The 23,956-nt window shown below is 71.6% G+C and carries 25 protein-coding genes; 13 read left to right on the plus strand and 12 right to left on the minus strand.

The window, feature by feature from the left end:
- Positions 1–164 precede the first annotated feature (164 nt).
- Together AB0J67_RS01305 and AB0J67_RS01310 are read right to left on the minus strand one after the other, a co-directional pair.
- A complete protein-coding gene (locus tag AB0J67_RS01305; protein ID WP_363474990.1) occupies positions 165–965 on the minus strand; it encodes a MaoC/PaaZ C-terminal domain-containing protein in 801 nt (266 codons plus the stop codon).
- Between the two features lies 1 nt (position 966).
- Positions 967–2,268, minus strand: a complete 1,302-nt coding sequence (locus AB0J67_RS01310; RefSeq protein WP_363474992.1) for a 3-oxoacyl-ACP reductase — start codon at positions 2,266–2,268, stop codon at positions 967–969.
- Between the two features lie 46 nt (positions 2,269–2,314).
- On the opposite strand from AB0J67_RS01310, the gene AB0J67_RS01315 reads away from it, so the two are divergent.
- Positions 2,315–3,577: an acetyl-CoA C-acetyltransferase gene (locus tag AB0J67_RS01315; protein WP_363474994.1), complete on the plus strand. Its 1,263-nt coding sequence runs from the start codon at positions 2,315–2,317 to the stop codon at positions 3,575–3,577.
- 119 nt (positions 3,578–3,696) lie between these two features.
- Here AB0J67_RS01315 and AB0J67_RS01320 read toward each other — a convergent pair whose 3' ends face one another.
- Positions 3,697–4,119, minus strand: coding sequence for a PIN domain nuclease (locus AB0J67_RS01320; protein ID WP_363474996.1), 423 nt, complete (start codon positions 4,117–4,119; stop codon positions 3,697–3,699).
- Positions 4,116–4,331, minus strand: coding sequence for a type II toxin-antitoxin system VapB family antitoxin (locus AB0J67_RS01325; RefSeq protein ID WP_363474998.1), 216 nt, complete (start codon positions 4,329–4,331; stop codon positions 4,116–4,118). Before AB0J67_RS01325 ends, AB0J67_RS01320 begins: the two co-directional genes overlap by 4 nt.
- Positions 4,332–4,427: 96 nt before the next feature.
- On the opposite strand from AB0J67_RS01325, the gene purB reads away from it, so the two are divergent.
- The 7 genes from purB (at position 4,428) to AB0J67_RS01360 (ending at position 11,832) form a co-directional block, all read left to right on the plus strand.
- Positions 4,428–5,870, plus strand: a complete 1,443-nt coding sequence (gene purB / locus AB0J67_RS01330) for an adenylosuccinate lyase (protein ID WP_363474999.1) — start codon at positions 4,428–4,430, stop codon at positions 5,868–5,870.
- Positions 5,870–6,472 (plus strand): TMEM165/GDT1 family protein, encoded by a 603-nt coding sequence (locus tag AB0J67_RS01335; protein ID WP_363475001.1) that lies wholly within the window; start codon positions 5,870–5,872, stop codon positions 6,470–6,472. Before purB ends, AB0J67_RS01335 begins: the two co-directional genes overlap by 1 nt.
- Before the next feature lie 118 nt (positions 6,473–6,590).
- Entirely contained in the window at positions 6,591–6,833 is a 243-nt protein-coding gene (gene purS / locus AB0J67_RS01340) for a phosphoribosylformylglycinamidine synthase subunit PurS (protein ID WP_203750717.1), read from the plus strand.
- Positions 6,830–7,516, plus strand: coding sequence for a phosphoribosylformylglycinamidine synthase subunit PurQ (purQ, locus tag AB0J67_RS01345; protein ID WP_363475004.1), 687 nt, complete (start codon positions 6,830–6,832; stop codon positions 7,514–7,516). Before purS ends, purQ begins: the two co-directional genes overlap by 4 nt.
- A complete protein-coding gene (gene purL, locus AB0J67_RS01350) occupies positions 7,513–10,113 on the plus strand; it encodes a phosphoribosylformylglycinamidine synthase subunit PurL (RefSeq protein ID WP_363475006.1) in 2,601 nt (866 codons plus the stop codon). Before purQ ends, purL begins: the two co-directional genes overlap by 4 nt.
- 386 nt (positions 10,114–10,499) lie before the next feature.
- Entirely contained in the window at positions 10,500–11,021 is a 522-nt protein-coding gene (locus tag AB0J67_RS01355) for a sigma-70 family RNA polymerase sigma factor (RefSeq protein ID WP_363475008.1), read from the plus strand.
- A complete protein-coding gene (locus AB0J67_RS01360; RefSeq protein WP_363475010.1) occupies positions 11,014–11,832 on the plus strand; it encodes a hypothetical protein in 819 nt (272 codons plus the stop codon). The genes AB0J67_RS01355 and AB0J67_RS01360 overlap by 8 nt, the downstream gene beginning before the upstream one ends.
- 54 nt (positions 11,833–11,886) lie before the next feature.
- On the opposite strand, the gene AB0J67_RS01365 is transcribed toward AB0J67_RS01360, so the two are convergent.
- From AB0J67_RS01365 to soxR, 3 genes are read right to left on the minus strand one after another with little or no spacing between them, the layout of a single operon-like run.
- A complete protein-coding gene (locus AB0J67_RS01365) occupies positions 11,887–12,534 on the minus strand; it encodes a transglycosylase domain-containing protein (RefSeq protein ID WP_363475012.1) in 648 nt (215 codons plus the stop codon).
- 59 nt (positions 12,535–12,593) lie between these two features.
- Positions 12,594–13,244 (minus strand): transglycosylase domain-containing protein, encoded by a 651-nt coding sequence (locus AB0J67_RS01370; RefSeq protein WP_363475014.1) that lies wholly within the window; start codon positions 13,242–13,244, stop codon positions 12,594–12,596.
- Between the two features lie 46 nt (positions 13,245–13,290).
- The gene (soxR, locus tag AB0J67_RS01375) at positions 13,291–13,722 is read right to left on the minus strand and encodes a redox-sensitive transcriptional activator SoxR (protein WP_363475171.1); all 432 of its coding nucleotides are present in this window, start codon (positions 13,720–13,722) and stop codon (positions 13,291–13,293) included.
- Between the two features lie 60 nt (positions 13,723–13,782).
- Between soxR and AB0J67_RS01380 the strand changes: the two genes are divergently transcribed.
- Together AB0J67_RS01380 and AB0J67_RS01385 are read left to right on the plus strand one after the other, a co-directional pair.
- Positions 13,783–14,460: a transketolase gene (locus tag AB0J67_RS01380; RefSeq protein WP_363475016.1), complete on the plus strand. Its 678-nt coding sequence runs from the start codon at positions 13,783–13,785 to the stop codon at positions 14,458–14,460.
- Positions 14,461–14,462: 2 nt separating this feature from the next.
- On the plus strand, positions 14,463–15,335 hold the full coding sequence (locus AB0J67_RS01385) for a transketolase (RefSeq protein ID WP_363475018.1): 873 nt from the start codon (positions 14,463–14,465) through the stop codon (positions 15,333–15,335).
- A gap of 132 nt (positions 15,336–15,467) precedes the next feature.
- On the opposite strand, the gene purM is transcribed toward AB0J67_RS01385, so the two are convergent.
- The 3 genes from purM to AB0J67_RS01400 all read right to left on the minus strand — a co-directional run bounded on the left by purM (position 15,468) and on the right by AB0J67_RS01400 (position 18,747).
- Positions 15,468–16,610 (minus strand): phosphoribosylformylglycinamidine cyclo-ligase, encoded by a 1,143-nt coding sequence (purM, locus tag AB0J67_RS01390; RefSeq protein ID WP_363475020.1) that lies wholly within the window; start codon positions 16,608–16,610, stop codon positions 15,468–15,470.
- 67 nt (positions 16,611–16,677) lie between these two features.
- A complete protein-coding gene (gene purF, locus AB0J67_RS01395; protein ID WP_363475022.1) occupies positions 16,678–18,198 on the minus strand; it encodes an amidophosphoribosyltransferase in 1,521 nt (506 codons plus the stop codon).
- A 192-nt stretch (positions 18,199–18,390) separates the two neighbouring features.
- Positions 18,391–18,747: a sterol carrier family protein gene (locus AB0J67_RS01400; RefSeq protein ID WP_363475024.1), complete on the minus strand. Its 357-nt coding sequence runs from the start codon at positions 18,745–18,747 to the stop codon at positions 18,391–18,393.
- 599 nt (positions 18,748–19,346) lie between these two features.
- Here AB0J67_RS01400 and AB0J67_RS01405 point away from each other — a divergent pair.
- The 3 genes from AB0J67_RS01405 to amcA all read left to right on the plus strand — a co-directional run bounded on the left by AB0J67_RS01405 (position 19,347) and on the right by amcA (position 22,316).
- Positions 19,347–20,912 (plus strand): hypothetical protein, encoded by a 1,566-nt coding sequence (locus tag AB0J67_RS01405; RefSeq protein ID WP_363475026.1) that lies wholly within the window; start codon positions 19,347–19,349, stop codon positions 20,910–20,912.
- Between the two features lie 140 nt (positions 20,913–21,052).
- Positions 21,053–22,138, plus strand: a complete 1,086-nt coding sequence (amcB, locus tag AB0J67_RS01410) for a cyclophane-forming radical SAM peptide maturase AmcB (protein WP_363475028.1) — start codon at positions 21,053–21,055, stop codon at positions 22,136–22,138.
- Positions 22,122–22,316: a multiple cyclophane-containing RiPP AmcA gene (gene amcA / locus AB0J67_RS01415; RefSeq protein ID WP_363475030.1), complete on the plus strand. Its 195-nt coding sequence runs from the start codon at positions 22,122–22,124 to the stop codon at positions 22,314–22,316. Before amcB ends, amcA begins: the two co-directional genes overlap by 17 nt.
- 20 nt (positions 22,317–22,336) lie before the next feature.
- Here the strand turns inward: amcA and AB0J67_RS01420 are convergent, their stop codons facing one another.
- Together AB0J67_RS01420 and AB0J67_RS01425 are read right to left on the minus strand one after the other, a co-directional pair.
- Entirely contained in the window at positions 22,337–22,582 is a 246-nt protein-coding gene (locus tag AB0J67_RS01420) for a DUF3073 domain-containing protein (RefSeq protein ID WP_363475032.1), read from the minus strand.
- Positions 22,583–22,843: 261 nt separating this feature from the next.
- Complete coding sequence (locus tag AB0J67_RS01425) at positions 22,844–23,905, minus strand: Glu/Leu/Phe/Val dehydrogenase (protein ID WP_363475034.1); 1,062 nt, start codon at positions 23,903–23,905, stop codon at positions 22,844–22,846.
- Positions 23,906–23,956 lie beyond the last annotated feature (51 nt).

The following is a 23,956-nucleotide window of genomic DNA, read 5'->3' on the forward strand; positions in this document are numbered from 1 at the left end:
GCCCCCCGCCGGGGGGTCGGCCGCCCCCACCGCGCGCCCACCCCCCCCGCATTTATCCCCCGGCCCCCGACAACTTCTGGGTTGTCGCGACAACCCAGAAGTTGTCGGCCGCGCACCGATGTAGTCCCCGCGGCGCGGCGGCGTGGGGCTCGACCGGGGGCGGATCAGGCCGTGACCGTACCGGTCAGGTAGGGCTTGCCGGAGCGGGCGTCGCGCAGCCCGAACTCGCGGCCGGTCCAGGTGAAGCCGACGGTGCCGGGGAGCAGGATCGGCAGCTTGAAGGACACCTCGACCGTGTACGCCGCCGGCAGCCGCCCTTCGAGCGCCGCCAGGCAGCGGGCCTTGCTCCACATGCCGTGCGCGATCGGGCGCGGGAAGCCGAACACCCGCGCGCCCAGCCACGAGGTGTGGATCGGGTTGTGGTCGCCGGAGACGTCGGCGTAGTCCGTGCCGGTCGACGTGGGCACCCGCCAGGTGGCGTGGGGCGGCGCGTCCGGCGCGGGCTCGCGCGCGGGGCGCTGCTCGCGGGGCGCGGCGGACGGCCCGCGCCGCAGGTACGTCGAGACGTCCCGCCACACCACCTCGCCGTCCACGGCCGCCGTGGTGATCACGTCGTACTGCCGCCCGCGCGGGTGGTCGCGCAGGTCCTGCGCGTGTACCGCGAGCTCCAGCACGTCGTCGGCGGTGAGCTGCCGGGTCTGCTCGATGCGGTTGGCCACGTGCACCCCGCCGACCACCGGGAACGGGAAGTCACGCCGGGTCATCAAGTCCAGCTGCAGGCCGAAGCCCAGCACGTGCGGGTACGTGACCGGCAGCCGGTCGCTCAGCGCGAACCCGCACACCCGCTGGTAGCGGGCCAGATGCTCGCGGTCGACGGGGACCGCGGTGGTCAGCGTATCGTCGGGCAGCGTGCTCGGCCGGGGAAACGGCACCACCGACAGCGCCGCGCGCAACATGCTCGGCATGTCAGGCCCCCAGCAGCGACTGGCCGCAGACGCGCACCACGTTGCCGGTGACCGCGGCCGAGCCGGGCGCGGCGAACCAGGCCACCGTCTCGGCGACGTCCACCGGCAGGCCGCCCTGGGCCAGGCTGTTCATGCGGCGTCCGGCCTCGCGGATGAACATCGGCAGCTTCGCGGTCATCGCGGTCTCGATGAAGCCCGGCGCCACCGCGTTGACGGTGATGCCCCGCGCCGCGAGCACCGGCGCCAGCGCGTGCACCCAGCCGATCACCCCGGCCTTGCTGGCGGCGTAGTTGGTCTGGCCGCGGTTGCCCGCGATGCCCGCGATCGAGGCCACGCCGACGATCCGGCCGCCGTCGGGGATCAGCCCGGCGTCCAGCAGCACGTCGGTGACGTGCGCCGGGGCGATCAGGTTGACCTTGAGCACGCTGTCCCAGCGGCTGCCGTCCATGTTGGCGAGCAGCTTGTCGCGGGTGATGCCCGCGTTGTGCACCAGCACGTCGAGCCGGCCGTGCCGCTCCTTGACGTGGTCGGCCAGCCGCTGCGCCGCGCCCTCGCCGGTCAGGTCCAGCTGGTACGCCTCACCGCGTACCTCGTTGGCGACCTTGGCCAGGTCGTCGCCGGCCGCCGGGACGTCCAGGCAGATCACGTGGGCGCCGTCGCGTGCCAGCACCCGGGCCATGGCCGCGCCGATGCCCCGCGCCGCGCCGGTGACCAGCGCGATCTTCCCGTCGAGCGTCCCGCCGGACGGGGCCGGGGCGGCGTCCACGGTGATCGTCTGCCCGCTCACGTACGCCGACTTCGCCGACAGCAGGAAGTCCAGGGTGGAGCGCAGCGCGGCGGTGTCGGCGTCCGGGTGCACCCGGACCAGCTGTGCCGTGGTGCCCCGGCCGAACTCCTTGCCGACGCTGCGTACGAAACCGTCGAGCGCCTGCTGGGCCGCGGCCTGGGCGGGGTCGGTCACCGCGTCGAGGGGCAGGCCCAGCACGACGACGCGCCCGGCCGGGGTGAGCGCCCGCGCGACCGGGTGGAAGAAGTCGTAGAGCGCCCGCAGGCCAGCCGGGCCGGTGATGCCGGTGGCGTCGAAGACCAGGCCGTGGTGCCGGTCCAGGTCCTCGGTCGAGCCGTACATCTTGGCCAGTTCCGCCGCGCGCGGGCCGTCGGACGGGCCGACCAGCACCGGTCCGGGGAAGAGCGCGTCGCCCTCGCGGAAGCGGGGCAGCTTCGGCGGATCGGGCAGGCCGAGCCGCTTGACTATCGCCCGCCCCGGCCCGGACCTTGCGAAACTTGTGTATCGGTCGCTCATGCGGTAGACCTTACTCGCGAGTAAGGTCTGACACCAGGAGGTCGTTGTGACTGACAGTGTGCGCCGGGTGGCCGTCATCGGCGGCAACCGGGTCCCGTTCGCCCGGTCCAACAGCCGGTACGCCCGCGCCTCCAACCAGGACATGCTCACCGCCGCGCTGGACGGGCTCATCGCCCGCTTCGGCCTGGCCGGCCAGCGCCTCGGCGAGGTCGCCGCGGGCGCCGTGCTCAAGCACTCCCGCGACTTCAACCTGACCCGCGAGTCCGTGCTCGGCACCGGCCTCGACCCCGCCACCGCCGCCGTCGACCTGCAGCAGGCCTGCGGCACCGGCCTGCAGGCGATCACGTATATCGCCAACAAGATCGCGCTGGGGCAGCTCGACTCCGGCATCGCCGGCGGCGTGGACACCACCTCCGACGCGCCGCTGCAGCTCAACGAGCAGTTCCGGCGCATCCTGCTGCGCCTGAACAACGCCAAGAGCACCGGCGAGCGGCTCAAGGCGGCGATGGCGCTGCGGCCGCTGCAGCCGTTCAAGCCCGAGGTGCCCCGCAACGCCGAGCCGCGCACCGGGCTGTCCATGGGCGAGCACGCCGCCCTCACCGCCGAGCGCTGGGGCGTCACCCGCGCCGACCAGGACGAGCTGGCGCTCGACTCGCACCGCAAGCTCGCCGCGGCGTACGAGGCCGGGTTCTTCGACGACCTGGTCACGCCGTACCTCGGCCTCACCCGGGACCAGAACCTGCGCCCCGACACCTCGCTGGAGAAGCTCGGCTCGCTCAAGCCGGTGTACGGCCTGCGCGGCAAGAACCCCACCATGACCGCGGGCAACTCGACGCCGCTGACCGACGGCGCGGCGGTGGTGCTGCTCGGCACCGAGGAGTGGGCCGCCGCGCGCAACCTGCCGGTGCTGGCCCGCTTCGTCACCGCGCAGACCGCCGCCGTCGACTTCGTGCACGGCGACCCGGAGCCCGAGGGCCTGCTCATGGCCCCGGTGTACGCGGTCCCCCAGCTGCTGTCCCGCCTCGACCTCAAACTCCAGGACTTCGACTTCTACGAGATCCACGAGGCGTTCGCGTCGCAGGTGCTCGCGACGCTGGCCGCCTGGGAGTCCAACGGCCTGGGCACCATCGACCGCTCCCGCCTGAACGTGAACGGCTCGTCGCTGGCCGCAGGGCACCCGTTCGCCGCCACCGGCGGCCGCATCGTGGCCACCGCCGCCAAGCTGCTCGCCCAGAAGGGCTCCGGCCGCGCCCTCATCTCCATCTGCGCCGCCGGCGGCCAGGGCGTCGTGGCCGTCCTGGAACGCTGACGCCGTCGCCGCGTTCGGCCGGATGTCGCGGTTTCGGGGAAACTGCGCCATCCGCGCCCTGCGAACGTGCAGTTTCCCCGAAACTGCGTCCCCGAAGTCGCGGGGAGGCGCGGGCGAGGTCAGCGGATGGTGCCGGGTGGCGCGAGCCACCGGGCGGGTTGGCCGGTGGCCTTCTTGATGACGTCGAAGTCGCCGTCGTAGTGCAGGACGGTGAGGCCGGTGAGCTCGGCGGTCGCGGCGACCAGCAGGTCGATCGGACCGGCGCTGCGGTGCTGGCCCTGCTGCGTGAGCAGATCCTGCACCTGTGCGGCGCGGCGGTAGACGTCGTCGGGGACGGGTATCCAGGGATAGGTCTCGGTCAGCAGGGCAAGGATCTTCTTGCGGTCCGCCCGGGAGCGGGCCGTGTAGAGAAACTCCAGCTCGGTGATCGGGCACACGCCGAGCAGGCCCTGTTCGATCTGCTGGTCCCACCCGAGTGCGGACGACCCGGGACGCAGCAGCCGCACCAGGGCACTGGTGTCGACCAGGTAGTCGGCGGTCACGGCTTCGGGCGATAGTTGTTCTTGTCCAGCAACTCGTCGAAGTATCCGCTCTCCGCCATCTCCCGTAGCCCTTCGAGGGCGCGCGCGCGGCGAAGGCGGGCGGCGCTCTCGCGCAGGGCGGTGTTGACGGTGTCCTTCTTGGTCTTGGTGCCGAAGACCTCGGCGGCGTCGGCGAGCAGCTCCTCGTCGATGTCGATCAGCATCTTCGCCATCGGGTCCCCCTCGCGGCCGCGATATATACGATCTAACAAGGAAGTATATACGCGCGGGCGCGGGCAGACCAGGGGCGGTGATCGCTGCGTGCGAGAATGAGGCACGTGACGAAGCGCCCGCATGTGCCGAATGTCCTGGCCACCCGCTACGCCTCCGCCGAACTGGTGACGCTGTGGTCACCGGAGGAGAAGGTCCGCGCCGAGCGCCGGCTGTGGCTCGCGGTGCTGCGGGCCCAGCGTGACCTGGGCATCGCGCTGCCGGACGGCGTGATCGAGGCGTACGAGCGGGTGCTGGACCAGGTCGACCTGGACTCGATCGCGGCCCGGGAGCGCGTGACGCGGCACGACGTGAAGGCGCGCATCGAGGAGTTCAGCGAGCTGGCCGGGCACGAGCAGATCCACAAGGGGATGACCTCCCGCGACCTCACCGAGAACGTCGAGCAGCTGCAGATCCGCGACTCGCTGCTGCTGATCCGGGACCGGATCGTCGCCACGCTGACCCGGCTGGCCGCCCGCGCCGCCGAACACGACAACCTGATCATGGCCGGGCGCTCGCACAACGTCCCGGCGCAGGCCACCACGCTGGGCAAGCGGTTCGCCTCGGCCGCGCAGGAGATGCTCATCGCGTACGAGCGGATCGACGAGCTGATCGCCCGCTACCCGCTGCGCGGCATCAAGGGCCCGGTCGGCACCGCGGCCGACCAGCTCGACCTGTTCGACGGCGACGCCGCGAAGGTCGCCGAGCTGGAGCGCCGGGTCGCCGGGCACCTCGGCTTCCAGCGGGTGCTCGACTCGGTGGGCCAGGTCTACCCGCGCTCGCTCGACTTCGACGTGCTCACCGCGCTGGCCCAGGCCGCGTCCGCGCCGTCGAGCCTGGCTACCACGATCCGGCTGATGGTCGGTCAGGAGCTGGCCACCGAGGGCTTCAAGCCCGGCCAGGTCGGCTCGTCGGCGATGCCGCACAAGATGAACACGCGCTCCAGCGAGCGGGTCAACGGCCTGGCCGTGATCGTCCGGGGGTACGCGAGCATGGCCGGCGAGCTGGCCGGCGACCAGTGGAACGAGGGCGACGTGTCCTGCTCCGTGGTGCGCCGGGTGGCCCTGCCGGACGCCTTCTTCGCCCTGGACGGCCTGTTCCAGACGTTCCTCACCGTGCTCGACGAGTTCGGGGCGTACCCGGCCGTCATCAACCGCGAGCTGGACCGCTACCTGCCCTTCCTGGCCACCACGAAGGTGCTGGTCGGCGCGGTGAAGAAGGGCGTCGGCCGGGAGACCGCGCACGAGGCGATCAAGGAGCACGCGGTGGGTGTCGCGCTGGCCATGCGCGAGCGCGGCCAGGCCGACAACGACCTGTTCGACCGCCTCGCCGCCGACACCCGCCTCGGCCTGTCCCGGGCCGAGATCGACGCCCTGGTGGCCGACCGCTCCGCCTTCGTCGGCGCCGCCTCGGCCCAGGTCGCCGCGATCACGGCGCAGGTGGAGAAGATCGCCGCGCAGCACCCGGCCGCCGCCGCGTACACCCCCGGCGCCATCCTCTGATGGAGTTCCTGGGTCCGATGCTGGTCGCCTTCGTGGCGATCTTCCCGGTGGAGCTGCCGGACAAGACGTTCGTGGCGACGCTGGTGCTCAGCACCCGCTACCCGGCGCTGCCCACCTGGCTGGGGGTGGTCGCGGCGTTCGGCGTGCAGTGCGTCATCGCGGTCGCCTTCGGCGCGCTGCTGACGAAGCTGCCGACCCAGCCGGTGCAGCTGGTCGCCGCGGCGCTGTTCGCGGTCGGCGCGTTCGTCCTGGCCAAGGGTGCGAAGAAGGCCGACGCGGAGGAGGTGGAGCAGGAGCGGGAGTTCGAGGCCAAGGCGGTCGAGCCCAAGCGCGGCTGGCGGGCCGCCGGGGCGAGCTTCCTGGTGCTGTTCACCGCCGAGTGGGGCGACCTGTCCCAGCTGCTGCTGGCGGGTCTGGTGGCCAGCGGCCGGCCGATGGTCCCCACGTTCCTGGGCGGCTGGCTGGGCCTGGCGGCCGTGTCCGGGCTCGCCGTGCTCCTCGGCCGGTGGTTGTTGAAACGGGTGAAGCTGTCGGTCATCCGTTACGTGGGGGCGGGGGTCTGCGGCGTGCTCTCCGTCGTGACCTTGCTCTCAGCTCTGTGAAAGCAGTGAACTCGTGGGAGTTTCGGTGCTCCCCAGAAAACGCCCCGGCTGCGCCTGCCGGTAATCTGAAGCTGCCCGTGGCGGACAGGCAGACATAGAAAAAGTCAGGAGTTTCCCCGTGGCTCGCGTCGTGGTTGACGTCATGCTTAAGCCCGAGATCCTCGACCCGCAGGGGCAGGCCGTCGCGAACGCGCTGCCCCGCCTGGGCGTCAATGACGTCGCCTCAGTGCGCATCGGTCGCCGAGTCGAGATCGACTTCGCCGGAGAGGCCGACCTGGAGAGGGCCCGTGAGATCGCGGACAAGCTCCTGGCCAACCCGGTCATCGAGGACTACGAGATCCGGGTAGTCGAAGCCGCATGAGCAAGATCGGTGTGGTGACCTTCCCCGGTTCGCTGGACGACGGGGACGCGGCGCGTGCCGCGCGCATCTCCGGAGCCGAGGTCGTGCGGCTCTGGCACGCCGATCCCGAGCTGCACGGCGTCGACGCCGTGGTGCTCCCGGGCGGCTTCTCCTACGGTGACTACCTGCGCTGCGGCGCCATCGCCCGGTTCGCGCCGGTGATGGAGGCGATCGCCGACGCCGCGCGCGGCGGCATGCCGGTCATGGGCATCTGCAACGGCTTCCAGATCCTCTGCGAGGCCCACCTGCTGCCCGGCGCCCTCACCCGCAACCAGCACCTGCACTTCCGCAACCGCGACCAGTGGCTGCGCATGGAGAGCACGGACACGGCGTGGACCAACCACTTCGCCGACCGGCAGGAGATCCTGATCCCGGTGAAGAACGGCGAGGGCTGCTACGTCGCCGACCGGCGCACGCTGGACGAGCTGGAGGCCAACGGCCAGATCGTGGCCCGTTACATCCGCGGCAACCCGAACGGCTCGACCCGCGACATCGCGGCGATCCGCAACGAGGCGGGCAACGTGCTCGGCATCATGCCCCACCCGGAGCACGCCGTCGAGGCGCTGACCGGCCCGTCCCTGGACGGCCTCGGATTCTTCTCGTCGGTGCTCAAGCACCTGGCCGACGCTAAGGCGGCAGCATGAACGACAACCTGACCGTGGACACCGTCAAGGCCGCCGAGGCGACCCCGGACGAGCTGCAGCCATACCTGGAGCTCGGCCTCAAGGACGACGAGTACCAGCGGATCAAGCAGATCCTCGGCCGCCGCCCGACCCAGTCCGAGCTGGCCATGTACTCGATCATGTGGAGCGAGCACTGCTCCTACAAGTCGAGCAAGGTGCACCTGCGCCAGTTCGGCGAGAAGGCCCCGCCGTCGGACCGCATGCTGGCCGGCATGGGCGAGAACGCGGGCGTCATCCAGATCAGCGAGAAGCTCGCGGTCACCTTCAAGGTCGAGTCGCACAACCACCCGTCGTTCGTGGAGCCCTACCAGGGCGCCGCGACCGGCGTCGGCGGCATCGTGCGCGACATCCTGGCCATGGGCGCGCGCCCGATCCTGGTGATGGACTCGCTGCGCTTCGGCGCCGCGGACCACCCGGACACCCAGCGCGTGCTGCCGGGCGTGGTGGCCGGCGTCGGCGGGTACGGCAACTGCCTGGGCCTGCCCAACGTCGGCGGCGAGGTCTTCTTCGACGAGTGCTACCAGGGCAACCCGCTGGTCAACGCGCTGAGCCTGGGCGTGCTGCCGGTCGACGGCCTGCAGCGCAAGGAGGCCGACGGCCCCGGCAACATCGTCGTGCTGATGGGCGCCAAGACCGGCCGCGACGGCATCGGCGGCGTGTCGGTGCTGGCCAGCGCCACCTTCGACGACGCGTCGGAGCAGCGCCGGCCCAGCGTGCAGGTGGGCGACCCGTTCACCGAGAAGCTGCTCATCGAGTCCTGCCTGGAGCTTTACCAGGCCAAGCTGATCGTCGGCGTGCAGGACCTCGGCGGCGCGGGCCTGACCTGCGCACTCACCGAGACCGCCGCGGCGGCCGGCACCGGCATGGACATCCAGCTGGAGAAGGTCCACCTGCGTGAGGCCTCCATGGAGCCGCACGAGATCCTGGCCAGCGAGTCGCAGGAGCGCATGCTCTTCATCGTGGAGCCGGCGAAGCTGGACGCGGTGCTCGGCATCGCCCAGCTGTGGGGCGTCATCGCGACCCCGATCGGCGTCGTCACCGACACCGGCCGGGTGCGGATCACCTTCCACGGCGAGACCGTGGTGGACGTCCCGCCGGGCAGCCTCGCCGACGACGGCCCGGTGTACGCCCGGCCGCTGCGCGAGCCCGCCGACCTGATCCTGCTGCAGGCCGACCGGGCCGAGACGCTGCCCCGCCCGCACCACGACTACCAGCTCAAGGACGCGATGCTCAAGCTCGCCGCGTCGCCGAACCTGTGCGACCGCGCCTGGGTCACCGAGCAGTACGACCGGTACGTGCTGGGCAACACCGTGCTCGCGCAGCCCGAGGACGCCGGCATCGTGCGCCTCGACGAGCAGACCGGCCTCGGCGTCGCGCTGTCGCTGGACTGCAACTCCCGGTTCGCCCGCCTCGACCCGTACGAGGGCGCGAAGCTGGCCCTGGCCGAGGCGTACCGCAACGTCGCCGTCACCGGCGCGGAGCCGGTCGCGGTCACCGACTGCCTCAACTTCGGCTCGCCGGAGGACCCGGCGGTCATGTGGCAGTTCGCCGAGGCCGTACGCGGCATCGCCGACGGCTGCCAGGAGCTGGGCATCCCGGTGACCGGCGGCAACGTCAGCTTCTACAACCAGACCGGCGCGGTGGCCATCCACCCCACCCCGGTCGTGGGGGTGCTGGGCGTGCTGGAGAACGTGGCGCACCGCATCCCGATGGGCTTCGGCCACGCCGGCGACGTGCTGGTGCTGCTGGGCGACACCGCGCTGGAGCTGTCCGGCTCGGAGTGGGCCTGGGTGGCGCACGGCCACCTCGGCGGCCGCCCGCCGAAGGTCGACTTCGGCCGCGAGCAGGCCATCGCCGCGTTCATGCAGCGTGCCGCCGAGACCGGCCTGGTCCGCTCGGCGCACGACCTGTCCGACGGCGGCCTGGCGCAGGCGCTGGTGGAGTCGGTGCTGCGCAAGGGCTTCGGCGCCACGATCACCCTGCCGGTGGAGCTGGAACCGTTCGTCTCGCTGTTCAGCGAGTCGGCGGGCCGCGTGCTGCTGACCGTCCCGGTGGGTCACCGCCAGGCGTTCGAGCAGCTGCTGGCCGAGCACGAGCTGCCGGCGACGATCCTGGGCCAGGTCGACGACGAGGGCGCCGACCTGACCGTGATCGGCCACGGCGAGGCGGGCCGCTTCGCGGTGAGCCAGGGCGAGCTGCGGGAGGCGTTCTCGGGCGCGCTGCCGAAGCTGTTCGGCGCCGGCGAGCCGGGCGCGGTCGCGTCCGAGGCGCCGGCCACGGCGCAGGAATCGGCCACAGCCGGCGGCGCCGCCACGGCCGTGCTCGCCGAGACCGCAGTCGTGGAAACCGGGGCGGCGGAGTCGGCGGCCGGGAGCGAGTCGTTCGCCGGGAGCGAGTCGGCCGCTGAGCCGGCGCTGTTCGCCGAGGGCGAGCCGGTGGCACAGGCCGGCGAGTTCGCGCAGCCCGGCGAGTTCGCGCAGCCCAGCGAGGTCACGCAGGCCGGCGCGGTCGCGCAGGACGCCGACGGCACTGCGCGGCCCGAGGCCGACGAGCAGTAGGCAGGAGCCGGCCCTCGGCCGGATGCGTTTCTTCGGGCGGTCCGCTCGGTGGTGGTGATCCACTGCCGAGCGGGCCGCCCGCTTCGCGCCCACTGTCCGGTATCCACCGCCGGGAAGCGCCTCCACCGCTGGCGCGGGGCTGAAGATCGCTGTTTCTGGTCACGAAGTGCAGTGAGGCTCCGCTTTCTGGCCGCAAACGGCGATCATGCCCCCGCTCGACGGGTCTCCTCCCGCGTCCCCCCGGGCAAGTGGCCTGCCGTGCAGGTCAGGGCCGACGTCCGGCTGTCCGGTGCATGACAGAAAATTCCTCGCAACCTTTACCCATGGCGGGACGTGATGTCGCGACGGGCGGAAGGAGCCCGCACCATCCAGGGGAGCACGGGGACATGGCTTCAGACCGAGGCGACACGGGATCGGCCGGCCGCGCCGATTTCGAGGAGTGCTACGCGGCCCACTTCCACAGCTTGACGCTGCAGCTCAACGCGTACGTAGGCAACCTCAGCGAGGCGCAGGACATGGTGCAGGAGGCGTTCTGCCGCGCGCTGGCGCGCTGGGACGGCATCGCCGGGTACGCCGATCCGGCCGCCTGGGTGCGGCGGGTCGCGTGGAACCTGGCCACCAGCGGCTGGCGCCGCCGGCGCACGATGCTCAACTTCCTGCACCGGCAGCGTGAGGAGCACGTGGCCGGGCCGAGCCCGGACCGGATCGCGGTCACCCGGGCGCTGGCGACGCTGCCGGACACCCAGCGCCGGGCCTGCATCCTCTTCTACATCGCCCAGCTGACCATCGCGGAGATCGCGGAGCAGGAAGAGGTCGCCGAAGGCACCGTCAAGTCCTGGCTCCACCGCGGTCGCACCGCGCTCGCCGCCCAGCTCACCGAGGCCCGGAAGGAGCCGAACCATGTCTGAATTCGACGACGACCTGCTCACGACGGCCTTCGCGGAGTACCGGTCGGAGACCAACCCGCTGATCAAGCCCACCGGCACGGGTGCCGCGTACCGCACGGTGCAGCACCGCAAGCGGGTCCGCACGACCGCCGTGGCGGCCTGCGCGCTGACCGCGGTGCTGGTCGGCGGCGGGGCGTACGCCTCGTTCACCGCCGGTCCGGTCACGCCCCCGCAGCCGGGTGCAAGCTCGGCCGCGCCGTCCCCCGTGACGTCGCTCTCGCCCTCGCCCGAGCCCTCGCCGTCCGCGTCGCCGAGCACGTCGGTCGCGACCTCGCCGCCCCCGCCCGCCAGCACGCTGCACGGGCTGGAGAACGCGACACTGGACCTGCCGGTCCGCAAGGCGGACCCGTCCTGCCCCAGCGGCGCGGTGAAGTTCCGCAACGGCAAGGCCGGCGAGTCCACCCGGATCGCGGACGTGGTCAGCGTCGACATCGACGGTGACGGCGCGTTCGAGGAGATCGCGCTGATCACCTGCCGACAGGGTGAGGGCCTGCTGGGCCAGGTGCTCGCGCTGCGTCCGAAGGGCAACGGCCGGTTCACCACCCTCGGCGTCGTGATCGAGAACGAGCGCACGGGCGGGCCGGGCAGCGACCGGATCGAGAACGTCAGGAAGATCAAGGTGGGCAAGCCCGGCGAGGTCCTGGTCGAGGTCGGCAACCACGAGACCACCTACACCGATGAGAACCGCTTCAAGGGCAAGTTCCAGTGGCGCGGCTACCGCTGGAACGGCACGAGGTTCGCCCAGAGCAGCGGGCCGACGACGTTCGCTTAGGAGATACGGCGACGGCGGCCCGGGGCATCGACTCCCGGGCCGCCGTCGCGCAGGTCAGGCCGGGTATCGCAGCGCGTCGCGCTCTGCCTGGCTCAGCCAGCCGCGCTCCACCATCGTGCCGAGCACCCGGTCCCAGGCGGCGCGCGGGTCGGCCGGGGCGTCTGGGTCGAGCAGCACCGCGAGCCGGGCCGCCTCGGCGACGGTCAGCGCCGTCGCGGGTTTGCGGAAGTGCGCCTGCGCGGCGGCGTCGAGGCCGGTGACGCCCCGGCCGAAGTCGGCGGTGCTGAGGTAGAAGCCGAGAATGTCGGTCATCATGTACTTGTCTTCGAGCTTCGACGCCATGACAGCGGTGCGCAGGGCAGGCGCCTCGAAGTCTTCGGCCGCGACGATCACGTAACGCTGGGTGATCAGCGAGCTGGACCAGGGCCAGTCACCGCCCGCGTAGAAGTCGGGGTCGACGGCGGCGACGAACGTGTTCAGCACCGGTGCGGGCACGTCCCGCACCCGCACGACGGCCTGGTTGTCCCGGATCTCGGGGGCCTCGGGGATGCTGTCGTAGTACATGTTCGCGGCCAGCGCGGCGCCGGCCAGGGCGAGGACGAGCACGCCGGTCACGGCGCCGAGCACGCGGCCGCGGCGCGGCGCGGACGGCGGCGATGACGGTGCGGGCGGTGGCAGCGGCGCCGTATCGACGATGGTCATGAGCCTCACTCTAGGTCCGTCGCGGGTGGGGCGCTGACCCGGCGACGCCGGGGCCGGGTTCAGTGACGCGCCTGCGGGAAGGTCAGGCTCCGGCGTTCGGCGGGGTCGAGCAGGCCGCGCTCCACCATCGTGTCCAGCACCCGGTGCCAGGCCTGCTCGGGCTGCGTCGTGCCGGCGCCCACGTGCGTCGCGACCAGCGCCGACTCGGCGACGGTCAGGTCCCTGGGCTCCTTGCCGAGATACCACTGCGAGGCCTCGGCCAGGCCGATCGCGCCCGTGTCGAAGCGGGCGGTGGTCAGGTAGAACCCGAGCAGGTCCGCCTCCGTGTACCAGAGCTCCAGCTTGTGCGCGGCGACGCGCACCCGCCAGCTGTCCAGGTCGGACTCGGGCAGTCCCATCGCGACGACCGCGTACTTCTTCGCGATGAGGGAGGACGGCCAGATCAGGCCGGGATCCTCCTGGTAGAAGTCCGGATCGACGGCCGCGACGAAGGCGTCCGCGACGCCTGGGCGCAGGTTCACCACGCGCACCGGGTGGGTCGTGTCGAACCGCTCCTTCGGGATCGGCACGCCGGCGTAGTAGTACTGGACCGCGCCGTAGGCGATGCCCGCGAGCAGCGCCAGCGCGACGGCGATGGCGGCGATCCTGAGGCGGCGGCTCCCCTTCGGCGGCGGAAGGGGAGCCGACCGGGGGAGGTCGACGAGAGTCACTCCCTCACGGTAGAGGCATCGACCGTGATGCGCAGCCCCGGTCTGATCAGGACAGCAGCTTGCGCGGCCCGGGGCCCTGTGCGGCCAGCTCGTCGCCGGGGTTGTAGAGCTTGCAGGACTGCAGTGACAGGCAGCCGCAGCCGATGCAGCCGTCGAGCGTGTCGCGCAGGCGTTCCAGCAGCGCGATCCGGGCGTCGAGGTCGGCACGCCAGCGTGCGGACAGCCGGGTCCAGTCGGCCTTGGTGGGCGTACGCCGCTCGGGCAGCTCCGACAGCGCCTCCCGGATCCGTTCCAGGGACACCCCGACCTGCTGCGCGATCCGGATGAAGGAGACGCGGCGCAGCTCGCCGCGCTCGTACCGCCGCTGGTTGCCGCTCGTGCGCACGGAGTGGATCAGGCCGCGTTCCTCGTAGAAGCGCAGCGCCGATGGCGCCACCCCGCTGCGCGCCGACAGGTCGCCGATCGTCAACAGCGTCACACCAGATTTCACGAGCCCCCGCCTTGAGTTCAAGTGCACTTTAACTTGCAGGCTACCCGTATGGCCGTAATCGATGTGAAGCCGCTGCTGACGCGGTTGACGGGGGACGAGAAGCACGCGCCGAGCGCGTACTCGACCCTGGACGTGCTCCAGGTGCTCTACGACCGGGTGCTGCGGGTGGACCCGCGCCGCCCCGACGACCCGGACCGGGACCGCTTCCTGCTCTCCAAGGGGCACGGCCCGGCCGCGTACTACGCGGTGCTGGCCGCGAAGGGTTTCTTCCCGCAGGAGTGGCTCGACGATCTCGGCGGGGCGGACAGCCCGCTGGGGCACCACCCGGACCGGCTGCGGGTGCCCGGCGTGGAGATCAGTTCCGGCTCGCTGGGGCACGGGCTCGGCCTCGGCGTGGGCACCGCGCTCGGGCTGCGGGCCCAGGGCCGCATGGAGCCGCGGGTCTACGTCCTGCTCGGCGACGCCGAGCTCGACGAGGGCAGCAACCACGAGGCCATCGCGTACGCCGGCGCGACCGGCCTGGACGCGATCACCGCAGTGGTGATCGACAACCAGTCGGCCTCGCACGGCTGGCCGGGCGGCATCGCGTCCCGGTTCGCGGTGCACGGCTGGACCGCGGTCACCGTGGACGGCCGCGACCACGAGGCCATCGCCGCCGGGCTGGCGGAGGCACGGGAGGGCGCGCCGCACGTCGTCGTGGCGCGCGTCGAGAGCAAGGAGAGCTGATCATGCGGCAGGCGTTCGTCGACACCATGTCCCGGCTGATCGAGCAGGATCCGCGCACCGCGCTGGTGCTGGCCGACATCTCGGCCGCCGCGTTCGAGCCGGCCGCGCTCAAGCATCCCGACCGGGTGCTCAACGTGGGCATCCGCGAGCAGCTCATGATCGGCGTCGCGGGCGGGCTGGCGCTCACCGGGCTGCGACCGGTCGCCCACTCCTACGCCACGTTCCTGGTGGACCGGGCGTACGAGCAGATCAAGCTCGACCTGGCCCACCAGGGCGTGGGCGCGGTGCTGGTCAGCGTGGGCGCGTCGTATGACGGCTCGACCGCCGGCTACACCCACATGTCGCCGATGGACGTCCAGCTCATCGACACGCTGCCCGGCTGGGCCGTGCACGTGCCCGGCCACCCCGGCGAGGTGGCGCCGCTGCTGGAGGCCGCGACCGCCCACGACGACCCGGTGTACCTGCGGCTGTCGACCCAGGCCAACGACATCGCGTACGCCGACGCGCACCTGCTGCGGCCGGTGCGGCACGGCGCGCGGGCGGTGGTCGTGGCGGTCGGGCCGATGCTCGCGCCGGTGCTGGCGGCGACGCGGGGGCTGGACGTGACGGTGGCGTACACGCACACGCCCCGCCCGTTCGACACGGCGGGCCTGCGGGCGCTGGCCGGCTCCGGGAACGTGGCCCTGGTCGAGCCGTACCTGGCCGGCACCTCGGCCCACGTGGTCGGGCAGGCCCTCGCCGACCGCCCGCACCGCCTGCTCAGCCTCGGCGTGGCCCGCAAGGATCTGCACGCCTTCGGCACCCCCGCGGACCACGCCCACTGGCACGCCCTGGACCCGGCGGGCATCCGCGCCGCCCTGACCGCCTGGCTCTGACCCGGCGCGCCGTACCCCGCCAAAGCAAGATCGCGACGATCTTGCGTGAACTGTTAGGGATATGCCCGGTTAGGGCGTGTCATCCCCACAGTCCACGCAAGATCGTCGCGATCTTGGGGGTCGGGGCGGCGGTCAGCCGCGGGTGTGGTGGCCGAGCATGTGGACCTGGCCGGTGCCCTCGACGATGTCGCCGACGTGCCAGCACTCGACGCCGCGGCCGGTCAGCAGGGCCATGGCGCGGTCGGCGTCGGCGGCGGAGACGACGGCGAACATGCCGACGCCCATGTTGAAGGTCGACTCCAGGTCGCCGGTGTCGATGCGGCCCTTGCGCTGGATCAGGTCGAAGATGGGCTGCGGGGCCCAGGTGGAGCGGTTGACGATCGCGTCCAGGTGCTTGGGGAGGACGCGGACCAGGTTGCCGGGGATGCCGCCGCCGGTGACGTGCACGAGCGCGTGCACCTCGCACTCGGCGATCAGGCTCAGGCAGTCCTTGGCGTAGATCTTGGTGGGGGTGAGCAGCTCCTCGCCGAGGGTGCGCTGGTCGCCCAGGTCCTCGATGACCGAGTCGAGCTTGAGCCGGGCCTGGCCGAGCAGCACGTGGCGGACCAGGGAGTAGCCGTTGGAGTGCAGGCCGGAGGAGCGCATCGCGATGACCGCGTCACCGGGCTGGACCCGCTCGGCGCCGAGGATCATGTCCTCCTCGACGACGCCGACGCCGTTGGCGGACAGGTCGTACTCGTCGGGGCGCATCAGGCCGGGGTGCTCGGCGGTCTCGCCGCCCAGCAGCGCGCACCCGGCGTACCGGCAGCCGTCGGCGATGCCCGCGCCGATCTCGGCGATCCGGTCCGGCACGACCTCGCCGCAGGCGATGTAGTCGAGCAGGAACAGCGGCTCCGCGCCGCAGGCGACCAGGTCGTCGACGACCATCGCGACCAGGTCGATGCCGACCGTGTCGTGGATGTTCATCTGCTGCGCGATGGCCAGCTTGGTGCCCACGCCGTCGGTCGACGAGGCCAGCACCGGGCTCTTGTACTTCGAAGTGTCGAGCTTGAACAGGCCGGAGAACCCGCCGAGGCCGCCCAGCACCTCGGGCCGGTGCGTGCGCGCGACCTTGTCCTTCAGCATCTCCACGGCGCGGTCGCCGGCGTGGATCGACACGCCCGCGTCCGCGTAGGTGACGGTGCGCCGGCGGTTGGTGCTGCCCTCCGCCGTCCACAGCTGACGGTTGCCGTTCTCCGGTTGCCCGGAGACGGGGCGCTCGGTCACGTGCGTCACGGTATTTCTCCTCTTTGTGCGCGGCACCGGGTTCGTTGAAGGGTCGGTGGTGCCGTGACGAGTGGTGCTAGGACCGGCTCAGTTCCGTCGTCGGCGCTGAGGGCTGGTCGCCGGTGCGCTCCTCGGGCCCGACGCGGCGGCCGACCCCTTCGAGCACGTGCTTGCCGATGAGGTTGGCGGCCGGCAGCGCGATCGGGTACTCCCCGTCGAAGCAGGCCCGGCACAGGCGGTTCTTCGGCTGCTCGGAGGCGGCGATCAGCCCCTCGAGCGACACGTAGCCGAGCGAGTCGGCACCGATGGAGCGGCGGATGCCCTCCATGTCCATGCCGTTCGCCAGCAGTTCGGCGCCGGTGGCGAAGTCGATGCCGTAGAAACACGGCCACTTCACCGGCGGAGAGGAGATGCGTACGTGAACCTCCAGCGCGCCCGCCTCGCGCAGCATGCGCACGATGGCGCGCTGCGTGTTGCCGCGCACGATGGAGTCGTCGACCACGACGAGGCGCTTGCCCCGCACGTTGTCGCGCAGCGGGTTCAGCTTCAGGCGGATGCCCAGCTGGCGGATGGTCTGCGAGGGCTGGATGAAGGTGCGCCCGACGTAGGCGTTCTTCATCAGACCCTGGCCGTACGGGATGCCGGAGGCCTCGGCGTAGCCGATCGCGCCCGGCGTGCCCGACTCGGGCACGGGGATGACCAGGTCGGCCTCGACCGGGTGCTCGGCGGCCAGCTTGCGGCCGATCTCCACCCGGGTCGAGTAGATGTTGCGGCCGGAGATGGTCGCGTCGGGGCGGGCCAGGTAGACGTACTCGAACAGGCAGCCCTTGGGGTCCGGCGCGGCGAAGCGCTGCGAGCGCAGCCCGTACTCGTCGATGGCGATCAGCTCGCCGGGCTCGACCTCGCGGACCACGGACGCGCCCACGATGTCGAGGGCGGCCTGCTCGCTCGCGACGACCCAGCCGCGCTCCAGGCGGCCCAGCATCAGCGGGCGCACGCCGTGGTGGTCGCGCGCGGCGTAAAGGGTGTTCTCGTCCATGAAGACGAAGCTGAACGCGCCCTCGACGGTCGGCAGCACCTCCATCGCGGCGGCCTCGACGGACAGGTCCGGGCGGCTGGCCAGCAGCATGGTGACCAGGCCGGTGTCGTTGGTCGAGCCGCGGCTGTCCATGCCCGCCTCGGCCGCGCGGCGGGCCAGGTCGGCGGTGTTCACCAGGTTGCCGTTGTGGGCGAGCGCGATGGTGGTGCCCGCGCTCGTCGACTGCAGCGTGGGCTGGGAGTTCTCCCAGGTCGAGTCGCCGGTGGTGGAGTAGCGCGCGTGCCCGATCGCCAGGTGACCGCGCAGGCTGGCCAGGGTCGGCTCGTCGAAGACCTGGGCCACCAGGCCGACGTCCTTGTAGACCACCACGCCGGAGCCGTCGCTGACCGCGATGCCCGCCGCCTCCTGGCCGCGGTGCTGCAGCGCGTACAGGCCGAAGTAGGTCAGTTTCGCGACCTCTTCACCAGGAGCCCAGACACCGAAGACGCCGCATGCGTCTTGCGGGCCTGGCCGGTGGGGGTCGAGTTCGTGGCTCAACCGGCCGTCGCCTCGGGGCACCCTGCTGCTCCTTGCGCTTGTCGCTTCAGTAGCTGGTTGATGCCCTGCTCGGAAAGCCGGCATCGGTGGTGTGTGTCGGCGTCGCGCGGCGATTGCCGCCGCAGCTCAGTGTACGTGACCGAGCGGGGTGGAAACCCCGGTGCCCGGCGTGTGCGCCGCGTGACTGAATCCAGGCATACCAGTGTGCCAGGCTCAGACGATCGGGAAAAGAGTGCTGATATCGGACCGAATCCCGCTGGCTCGAATCCGGCCATCGGACACCGCATCCGACCAATCGACGCGTCCGGCGGCGAGCTGAAGAAATGTGACCGGATCGGTCTCCACCGTGTTGGGGGGTGTGCCCCGGGTGTGCCTTGGCCCTTCGACGCACTGAATCGCGCCGTATGGGGGAACCCGCACCTCCACCGAACGGCCAGGAACTGTCGTCGCAAGATGTGCCAACAATGCCCTAACCGCATCGCGCAGCGTCAAACGTTCCGGGGCCACGCCCGTGGCCAGGGAGTCCAGTGCCGCGGTCACCGCCGGTGATATTTCAGGCGAGGGGGACATAAGCGGACGATACAAGATGACTTTTACTCATCATGTACGGCCCCTGGGTCGCGCAACCCTTCCTTCGCAAGGCATAGTTGCGGGCGGTGTATTCCCGCAGCGCCCCCCACACCCCGCTCGCTGTGGGATATCGAGGAGCTTGGAAGGCGGTGGCCGTGACTACCCAGCGACGGTCCTGGTTGGCACGCGTCGGAGTGGTTGCGATCGTTTCGCTCGGCACACTCGTCGGCGTCGCAGCACCGGCAAGTGCGCAGGCTGCCAGCGTTAACATCGACTCCTTCCCGTCGTCCGCCAAGAAGGGCGACACGATCACCATCAAGGGGTCGGTCAAGAACGGTCCCGCAGCTGGGCTCGGCGAGATCACGGCAAGCGACAACAGCAGCAAGGTCGAGTGCACGCAGTGCTCGATACAAGCAGACGCCGCTGTGCTGCCTGATGGGACGAAGGCGTTCGAGTTCAAGCTCACAGTGACCGGTGACCCTTCGCAGGGCGATCGGGTTGAGGTCACGATCCGCGCGGACGGAAAGTCCGACAACGCGCTCATCAATCTGCAACCTGCGGTTCAGGCGCCACAGTCCACGGGCGAGATCTCCGGCCAGGTGGTGGACATCTCGACCGGCAAGACCATCGGCGGGGCGCTGGTGATGCTCTCCGACGGTGATCAGAAGGAGCAGACCAAGACCGCCGACAGCGCGGGCCGGTTCAGCTTCAAGCCGACCGCGAGCAACCCGATCGCGCCCGGCATGATCGTCATCACCGCGCAGAAGGACCCGTTCGAGCCGAAGAGCGTCACCTTCAACCTCGTCAACGGCGCGTCCAAGCGTGACGTGAAGGTCTCCATGAGCAACCCGTCGGCGACCGCCTCGCCGACCGCCGAGGCCACGCCGACCGACATCGCGAGCCCCCTGCCCGAGGAGTCGCTGGGCACCGAGGAGACCCCCGGTGAGCCCGTCGACGTCTCCGGGAACAAGGAGGAGGAGGACGGCGGCCTGGACAGCATGACCTGGGTCATGATCATCCTGGGCGGCCTCCTGGTGGCGCTGGGCATCGGCGCGATCGTGCTGCTGGTGATGAAGCGCGGCGGCGACGACGACGATGACGACGAGGACGACGACGAGGACGACGACGAGCCGGTGCGCGGCCGTCCGGGCGTGCGCCCCGCCGCGGGCCAGCCGGTGCGGGCCGGGGCCGGGGCGGGCGTCTACGGCGGCGGCGCCGGTGCGGGTGCGTACGGCCGTCCCGCCGACCCGACGATGGTGGCCCGGCCCGGTGCCGGTGCCGACGCGACGGTCATGCACCGCCCCGGCGACTACGGTGTGCCGCAGCAGCGCGGCCCGCAGCAGCCCTACGGCTCCCCGGCCGCGGCGACCCAGCAGTACGGCGGCTACGGCTCGACGGCGCCGACCAGCGGCTACAGCGGCGGCCAGCCGACCTACGGCGACCAGGGCTACGGCCAGCAGGCCGGCTACGGCTCCCCGGCGCCGGCGGGCGGCTACGGCTCCCCGGTGGCCCCGACCAGCGGCTACGGCTCCCCGGCCGCTCCGGCGGGCGGCTACGGGTCGCCGGTGGCGCCCACCAGCGGCTACGGCAGCCCCGCTCCGACCAGCGGCTACGGCGGCGGCGCGGCCGGCGGCTACGGCTCGCCGGTGGCCCCGACCAGCGGCTACGGCGGCGGCCAGCCCGGCTACGGCGAGCCCGGCTACGGCCAGCAGCCCGGCTATGGCACCCAGCAGGGCGGCTACGGCACCCAGCAGGGCGGCTACCAGGGTCAGTACGACGAGCCCACGCACTACGCCGGTCCCGCCTCGGGCGACGGCTACGGTGCCGGCCAGGGCGGCTACGGCGCCACCCAGCAGGGCGGCTACGGGCAGGACTCGTACGGTCAGCAGGCCGGCTACGGCCAGCAGGACCCGTACGGCTCGAACCAGGCCGGTTACGGCACCCAGCAGGGCGGCTACGGCCAGGAGACCTACGGGCAGCAGGGCGGCTACGGCCAGCAGCAGGACCCGTACGGCTCGAACCAGGCCGGCTACGGCACCCAGCAGGGCGGCTACGGCCAGGACCCGTACGGCGGCCAGCAGGACGGCTACGGCCAGCAGCCCGGCTACGGCGACGACCGGCGCGGCAACCGCGGCGACCGCCGCCTCGACTGGCTGGACGACTGACCGCCCGGCATAGCTCGGCAGAGCTCCCTTCCCGCTGTTCCGGCAGCGTGAAGGGAGCTCTGCTCATTAAAGAGGGTGTGGCAGGGGGAGACAGACCGGTCGCGGTTTGCTGGAATGAGCGGGTGGCCGGTGGTGGCGGTATGCGAGGCCTGTCCCGCGTGCCGGGGTACGTGGTGATGCAACCCACGACGCTGTGCAATCTGGACTGCGTCTACTGCTACCTGCCCCTGCGCAGGGTCGACCGGCGGATGCCGGTGGCGGTGGCGCGGGCCGTGGCCGCCGATGCGAACGTCTGGGCGGCGCAGGGCCGCTTCTCCGTGGTCTGGCACGGCGGTGAGCCGCTGGCGGCGGGCCGCGAGCACCTGGCGGCGCTGATGGCCCCGTTCGGCCCGGCGGTGGAGCACCACGTGCAGACCAACGCCACGCTGATCGACGACGCCTGGTGCGCGTTCTTCGCCGAGCGCGGGGTGCGGGTGAGCGTGAGCGTGGACGGGCCCGAGGAGCTCAACGGCGGGCGGATCACGCGGGCCGGGCGGCCGGCGTACGCCCGGATCGAGCGGGGGATCGCGGCGCTGCGCCGGCACGGCCTGCCGTTCTCGGCGCTGTGCGTGGTGGGCGAGCCGCGGCCGGGCGTGGCGGCCCGGCTGTACGCGTACTTCCTGGCGCTGGGCTGCGACACGCTCGGCGTCAACATCGAGGAGCGCGAGGGGGTCAACGAGCGTCCCAACGGGCATGACGACACCGCGGTGCGGGCCTTCTGGGCCGAGCTGACGGCGGCGTGGCGGGCCGAGCCGCGGGTCCACGTGCGCGAGCTGGAGTGGAGCCTGCGCTATGTCGGCGCGGTGCTGGACGACACGGCGGACGGCCTGCTGCCGCGCACGCTGGACCCGATCCCGACCATCGGGCACGACGGCGCGGTGGTGCTGCTCTCGCCGGAGCTGGCCGGGTTCGACGACCCGGCGTACGGCGACTTCAGCAGCGGCAACGTGCTCACCAGCCCGCTGTCGGCGCTGCTGGCGCAGCCGGGTACGGGCTGGGTGCCGGAGTTCCTCGTCGGGATCGAGGCATGCCGGGGCACCTGCCCGTACTTCGGCTTCTGCGGTGGCGGGCACGCCGCCAACCGGTACTTCGAGCACGGGCGGTTCGACGGCACGGAGACCGAGCACTGCCGCAACAGCAAGATCAACCTACTGGAGGGAGTGCTCGACCATGTCCGACGCACCTGACTGCCTGGCCGACCGGATCCGGGCCGTGCGCACCGAGCTCGCTCCCCTGCTGGAGGAGGCGAGGCTGGCGCGGCTCGCCCGTTCCGAAGTGCCAGGCGCCGACGGCGGGGCCGTCTGCGCCTGGAACCACTTCGAGAACATCCCGACGTTCTTCAACTGGAACAACCGGCCGCGCTAGGGCGCCGGCGGCTCAGGAAGTCAGCGTCGGGAGTTCCAGTCCTTGCCGTCGTCCTCGTCATCGTCGTCGACTGCGTAATTCGCGTACGGGTCGTACGGATCGCGCTCGTCGTCGTCGTGATCCTCGGCAACAGTACTGCCGCTGCCGCTGCTGAGCTCGCTCCCGGCAAGCTCGCGCTGCAAGGCGGCGAGGTCGGTGTTCGGGGAGTGGTACTTCAACTCCCGGGCCACCTTAGTCTGCTTGGCCTTAGCTCGGCCGCGCCCCATGGCCGACCCCCTCGCACATGAATGACGGGGCTACCCGAAGGCGGGCCCCGATGACGTCAGACATCTCTCGTGGGTCATACGGTACATGGGAGGAGGGCACTTCGGCATCTCGGGTTGCCGGGTGTCTGACAGCACATCGGAACCTGTCCGTTTTATGACTGGTAAGGAGTATATCCCTTCCCAGTAATGACGGCTTCACGACCGGCAAAGCTCCGCCCACGCCGTTTGTGCAGCGTGGGCGGAGCTTTGCGCGGCTAACGGCTAGACCCGGATGGTGCGCAGGCGGCCGACCTCGGCCATGCGCTGCTCGGCCAGCCGGTCCGCCGCCGCGGCCGGGGAGATGCCCTCGGTGTCGGCGAGTTCCAGGATCCGCTTCGTCGTGTCGTAGATCTTGGTGGCGCGCAGCTTCGCCCGCTCGAAGTTGAAGCCGTCGATCTCGTCCGCGACCTGGATCACGCCGCCGGAGTTGACCAGGTAGTCGGGCGCGTACAGGATGCCGCGGTCGACCAGCAGCTTCTCGATGCCGGGGTGGGCGAGCTGGTTGTTGGCCGCACCCGCCACGATCTGCGCCTTCAGCGCCGGGACGGTGTCGTCGTTGAGCGCGCCACCCAGCGCGCACGGCGCGTAGACGTCGATGTCGCTCGCGACCAGCGCGGTGGCGTCGGCCACCATGGTGACCTGCGGGTAGGTGGCCTTCGCCCACTCCAGCGCCTTCGGGCTGACGTCGGTGGCCACGACCTCGGCGCCGTCCTCGATCAGGTGGGCGGTGAGGTACTTGCCGACCTTGCCCAGGCCCGCCACGCCGACCCGCTTGCCCTTGAGCGACGGGGTGCCCCAGCGGTGCTCGGCCGCGGCGCGCATGCCCTGGAAGACGCCCCAGGCGGTGAGGATGGAGGAGTCGCCGGCGCCGCCGTACTCGACGCTGCGGCCGGTGACGAAGCTGGTCTCCCGGGCCACCACGTCCATGTCCTGGACGTAGGTGCCGACGTCGCACGCGGTGTAGTAGCGGCCGCCCAGCGACTGCACGAACCGGCCGTACGCGCGCAGCAGCTGCTCGGACTTGATCTGCTCAGGGTCGCCCCAGATGACGGCCTTGCCGCCGCCGAGGTCGAGCCCGGCGAGGGCGTTCTTGTACGCCATGCCGCGGGAGAGGTCGAGCACGTCGTGCAGGGCCTCCTCCTCCGTGGCGTAGGGGTAGAAGCGCGTGCCGCCCAGGGCGGGCCCGAGCGCCGTCGAGTAGATGCCGATGATGGCCTTCAGGCCGCTGGCCCGGTCCTGGCAGAACACGACCTGTTCGTGACTGCCGTCGGTGAATACGCCCACTGCTGGCTCCAAGGTGACTTCGATGGCCCTTGTGAGGCCGGATCCGTCTCG

The sequence above is a fragment of the Catellatospora sp. NPDC049609 genome (genome assembly GCF_040675365.1).
Lineage (GTDB): Bacteria > Actinomycetota > Actinomycetes > Mycobacteriales > Micromonosporaceae > Catellatospora.

Bases quoted from the DNA above. Each gene is read 5' to 3' on its own strand.
- AB0J67_RS01305 (WP_363474990.1), bottom strand. From the start codon at position 965: ATGCCGAGCATGTTGCGCGCGGCGCTGTCGGTGGTGCCGTTTCCCCGG.
- AB0J67_RS01310 (WP_363474992.1), bottom strand. From the start codon at position 2,268: ATGAGCGACCGATACACAAGTTTCGCAAGGTCCGGGCCGGGGCGGGCG.
- AB0J67_RS01325 (WP_363474998.1), bottom strand. From the start codon at position 4,331: ATGGCGAAGATGCTGATCGACATCGACGAGGAGCTGCTCGCCGACGCC.
- purB (WP_363474999.1), top strand. From the start codon at position 4,428: ATGAGGCACGTGACGAAGCGCCCGCATGTGCCGAATGTCCTGGCCACC.
- AB0J67_RS01335 (WP_363475001.1), top strand. From the start codon at position 5,870: ATGGAGTTCCTGGGTCCGATGCTGGTCGCCTTCGTGGCGATCTTCCCG.
- purQ (WP_363475004.1), top strand. From the start codon at position 6,830: ATGAGCAAGATCGGTGTGGTGACCTTCCCCGGTTCGCTGGACGACGGG.
- purL (WP_363475006.1), top strand. From the start codon at position 7,513: ATGAACGACAACCTGACCGTGGACACCGTCAAGGCCGCCGAGGCGACC.
- AB0J67_RS01355 (WP_363475008.1), top strand. From the start codon at position 10,500: ATGGCTTCAGACCGAGGCGACACGGGATCGGCCGGCCGCGCCGATTTC.
- AB0J67_RS01360 (WP_363475010.1), top strand. From the start codon at position 11,014: ATGTCTGAATTCGACGACGACCTGCTCACGACGGCCTTCGCGGAGTAC.
- AB0J67_RS01365 (WP_363475012.1), bottom strand. From the start codon at position 12,534: ATGACCATCGTCGATACGGCGCCGCTGCCACCGCCCGCACCGTCATCG.
- AB0J67_RS01380 (WP_363475016.1), top strand. From the start codon at position 13,783: ATGGCCGTAATCGATGTGAAGCCGCTGCTGACGCGGTTGACGGGGGAC.
- AB0J67_RS01385 (WP_363475018.1), top strand. From the start codon at position 14,463: ATGCGGCAGGCGTTCGTCGACACCATGTCCCGGCTGATCGAGCAGGAT.
- AB0J67_RS01400 (WP_363475024.1), bottom strand. From the start codon at position 18,747: ATGTCCCCCTCGCCTGAAATATCACCGGCGGTGACCGCGGCACTGGAC.
- amcB (WP_363475028.1), top strand. From the start codon at position 21,053: ATGCGAGGCCTGTCCCGCGTGCCGGGGTACGTGGTGATGCAACCCACG.
- amcA (WP_363475030.1), top strand. From the start codon at position 22,122: ATGTCCGACGCACCTGACTGCCTGGCCGACCGGATCCGGGCCGTGCGC.
- AB0J67_RS01420 (WP_363475032.1), bottom strand. From the start codon at position 22,582: ATGGGGCGCGGCCGAGCTAAGGCCAAGCAGACTAAGGTGGCCCGGGAG.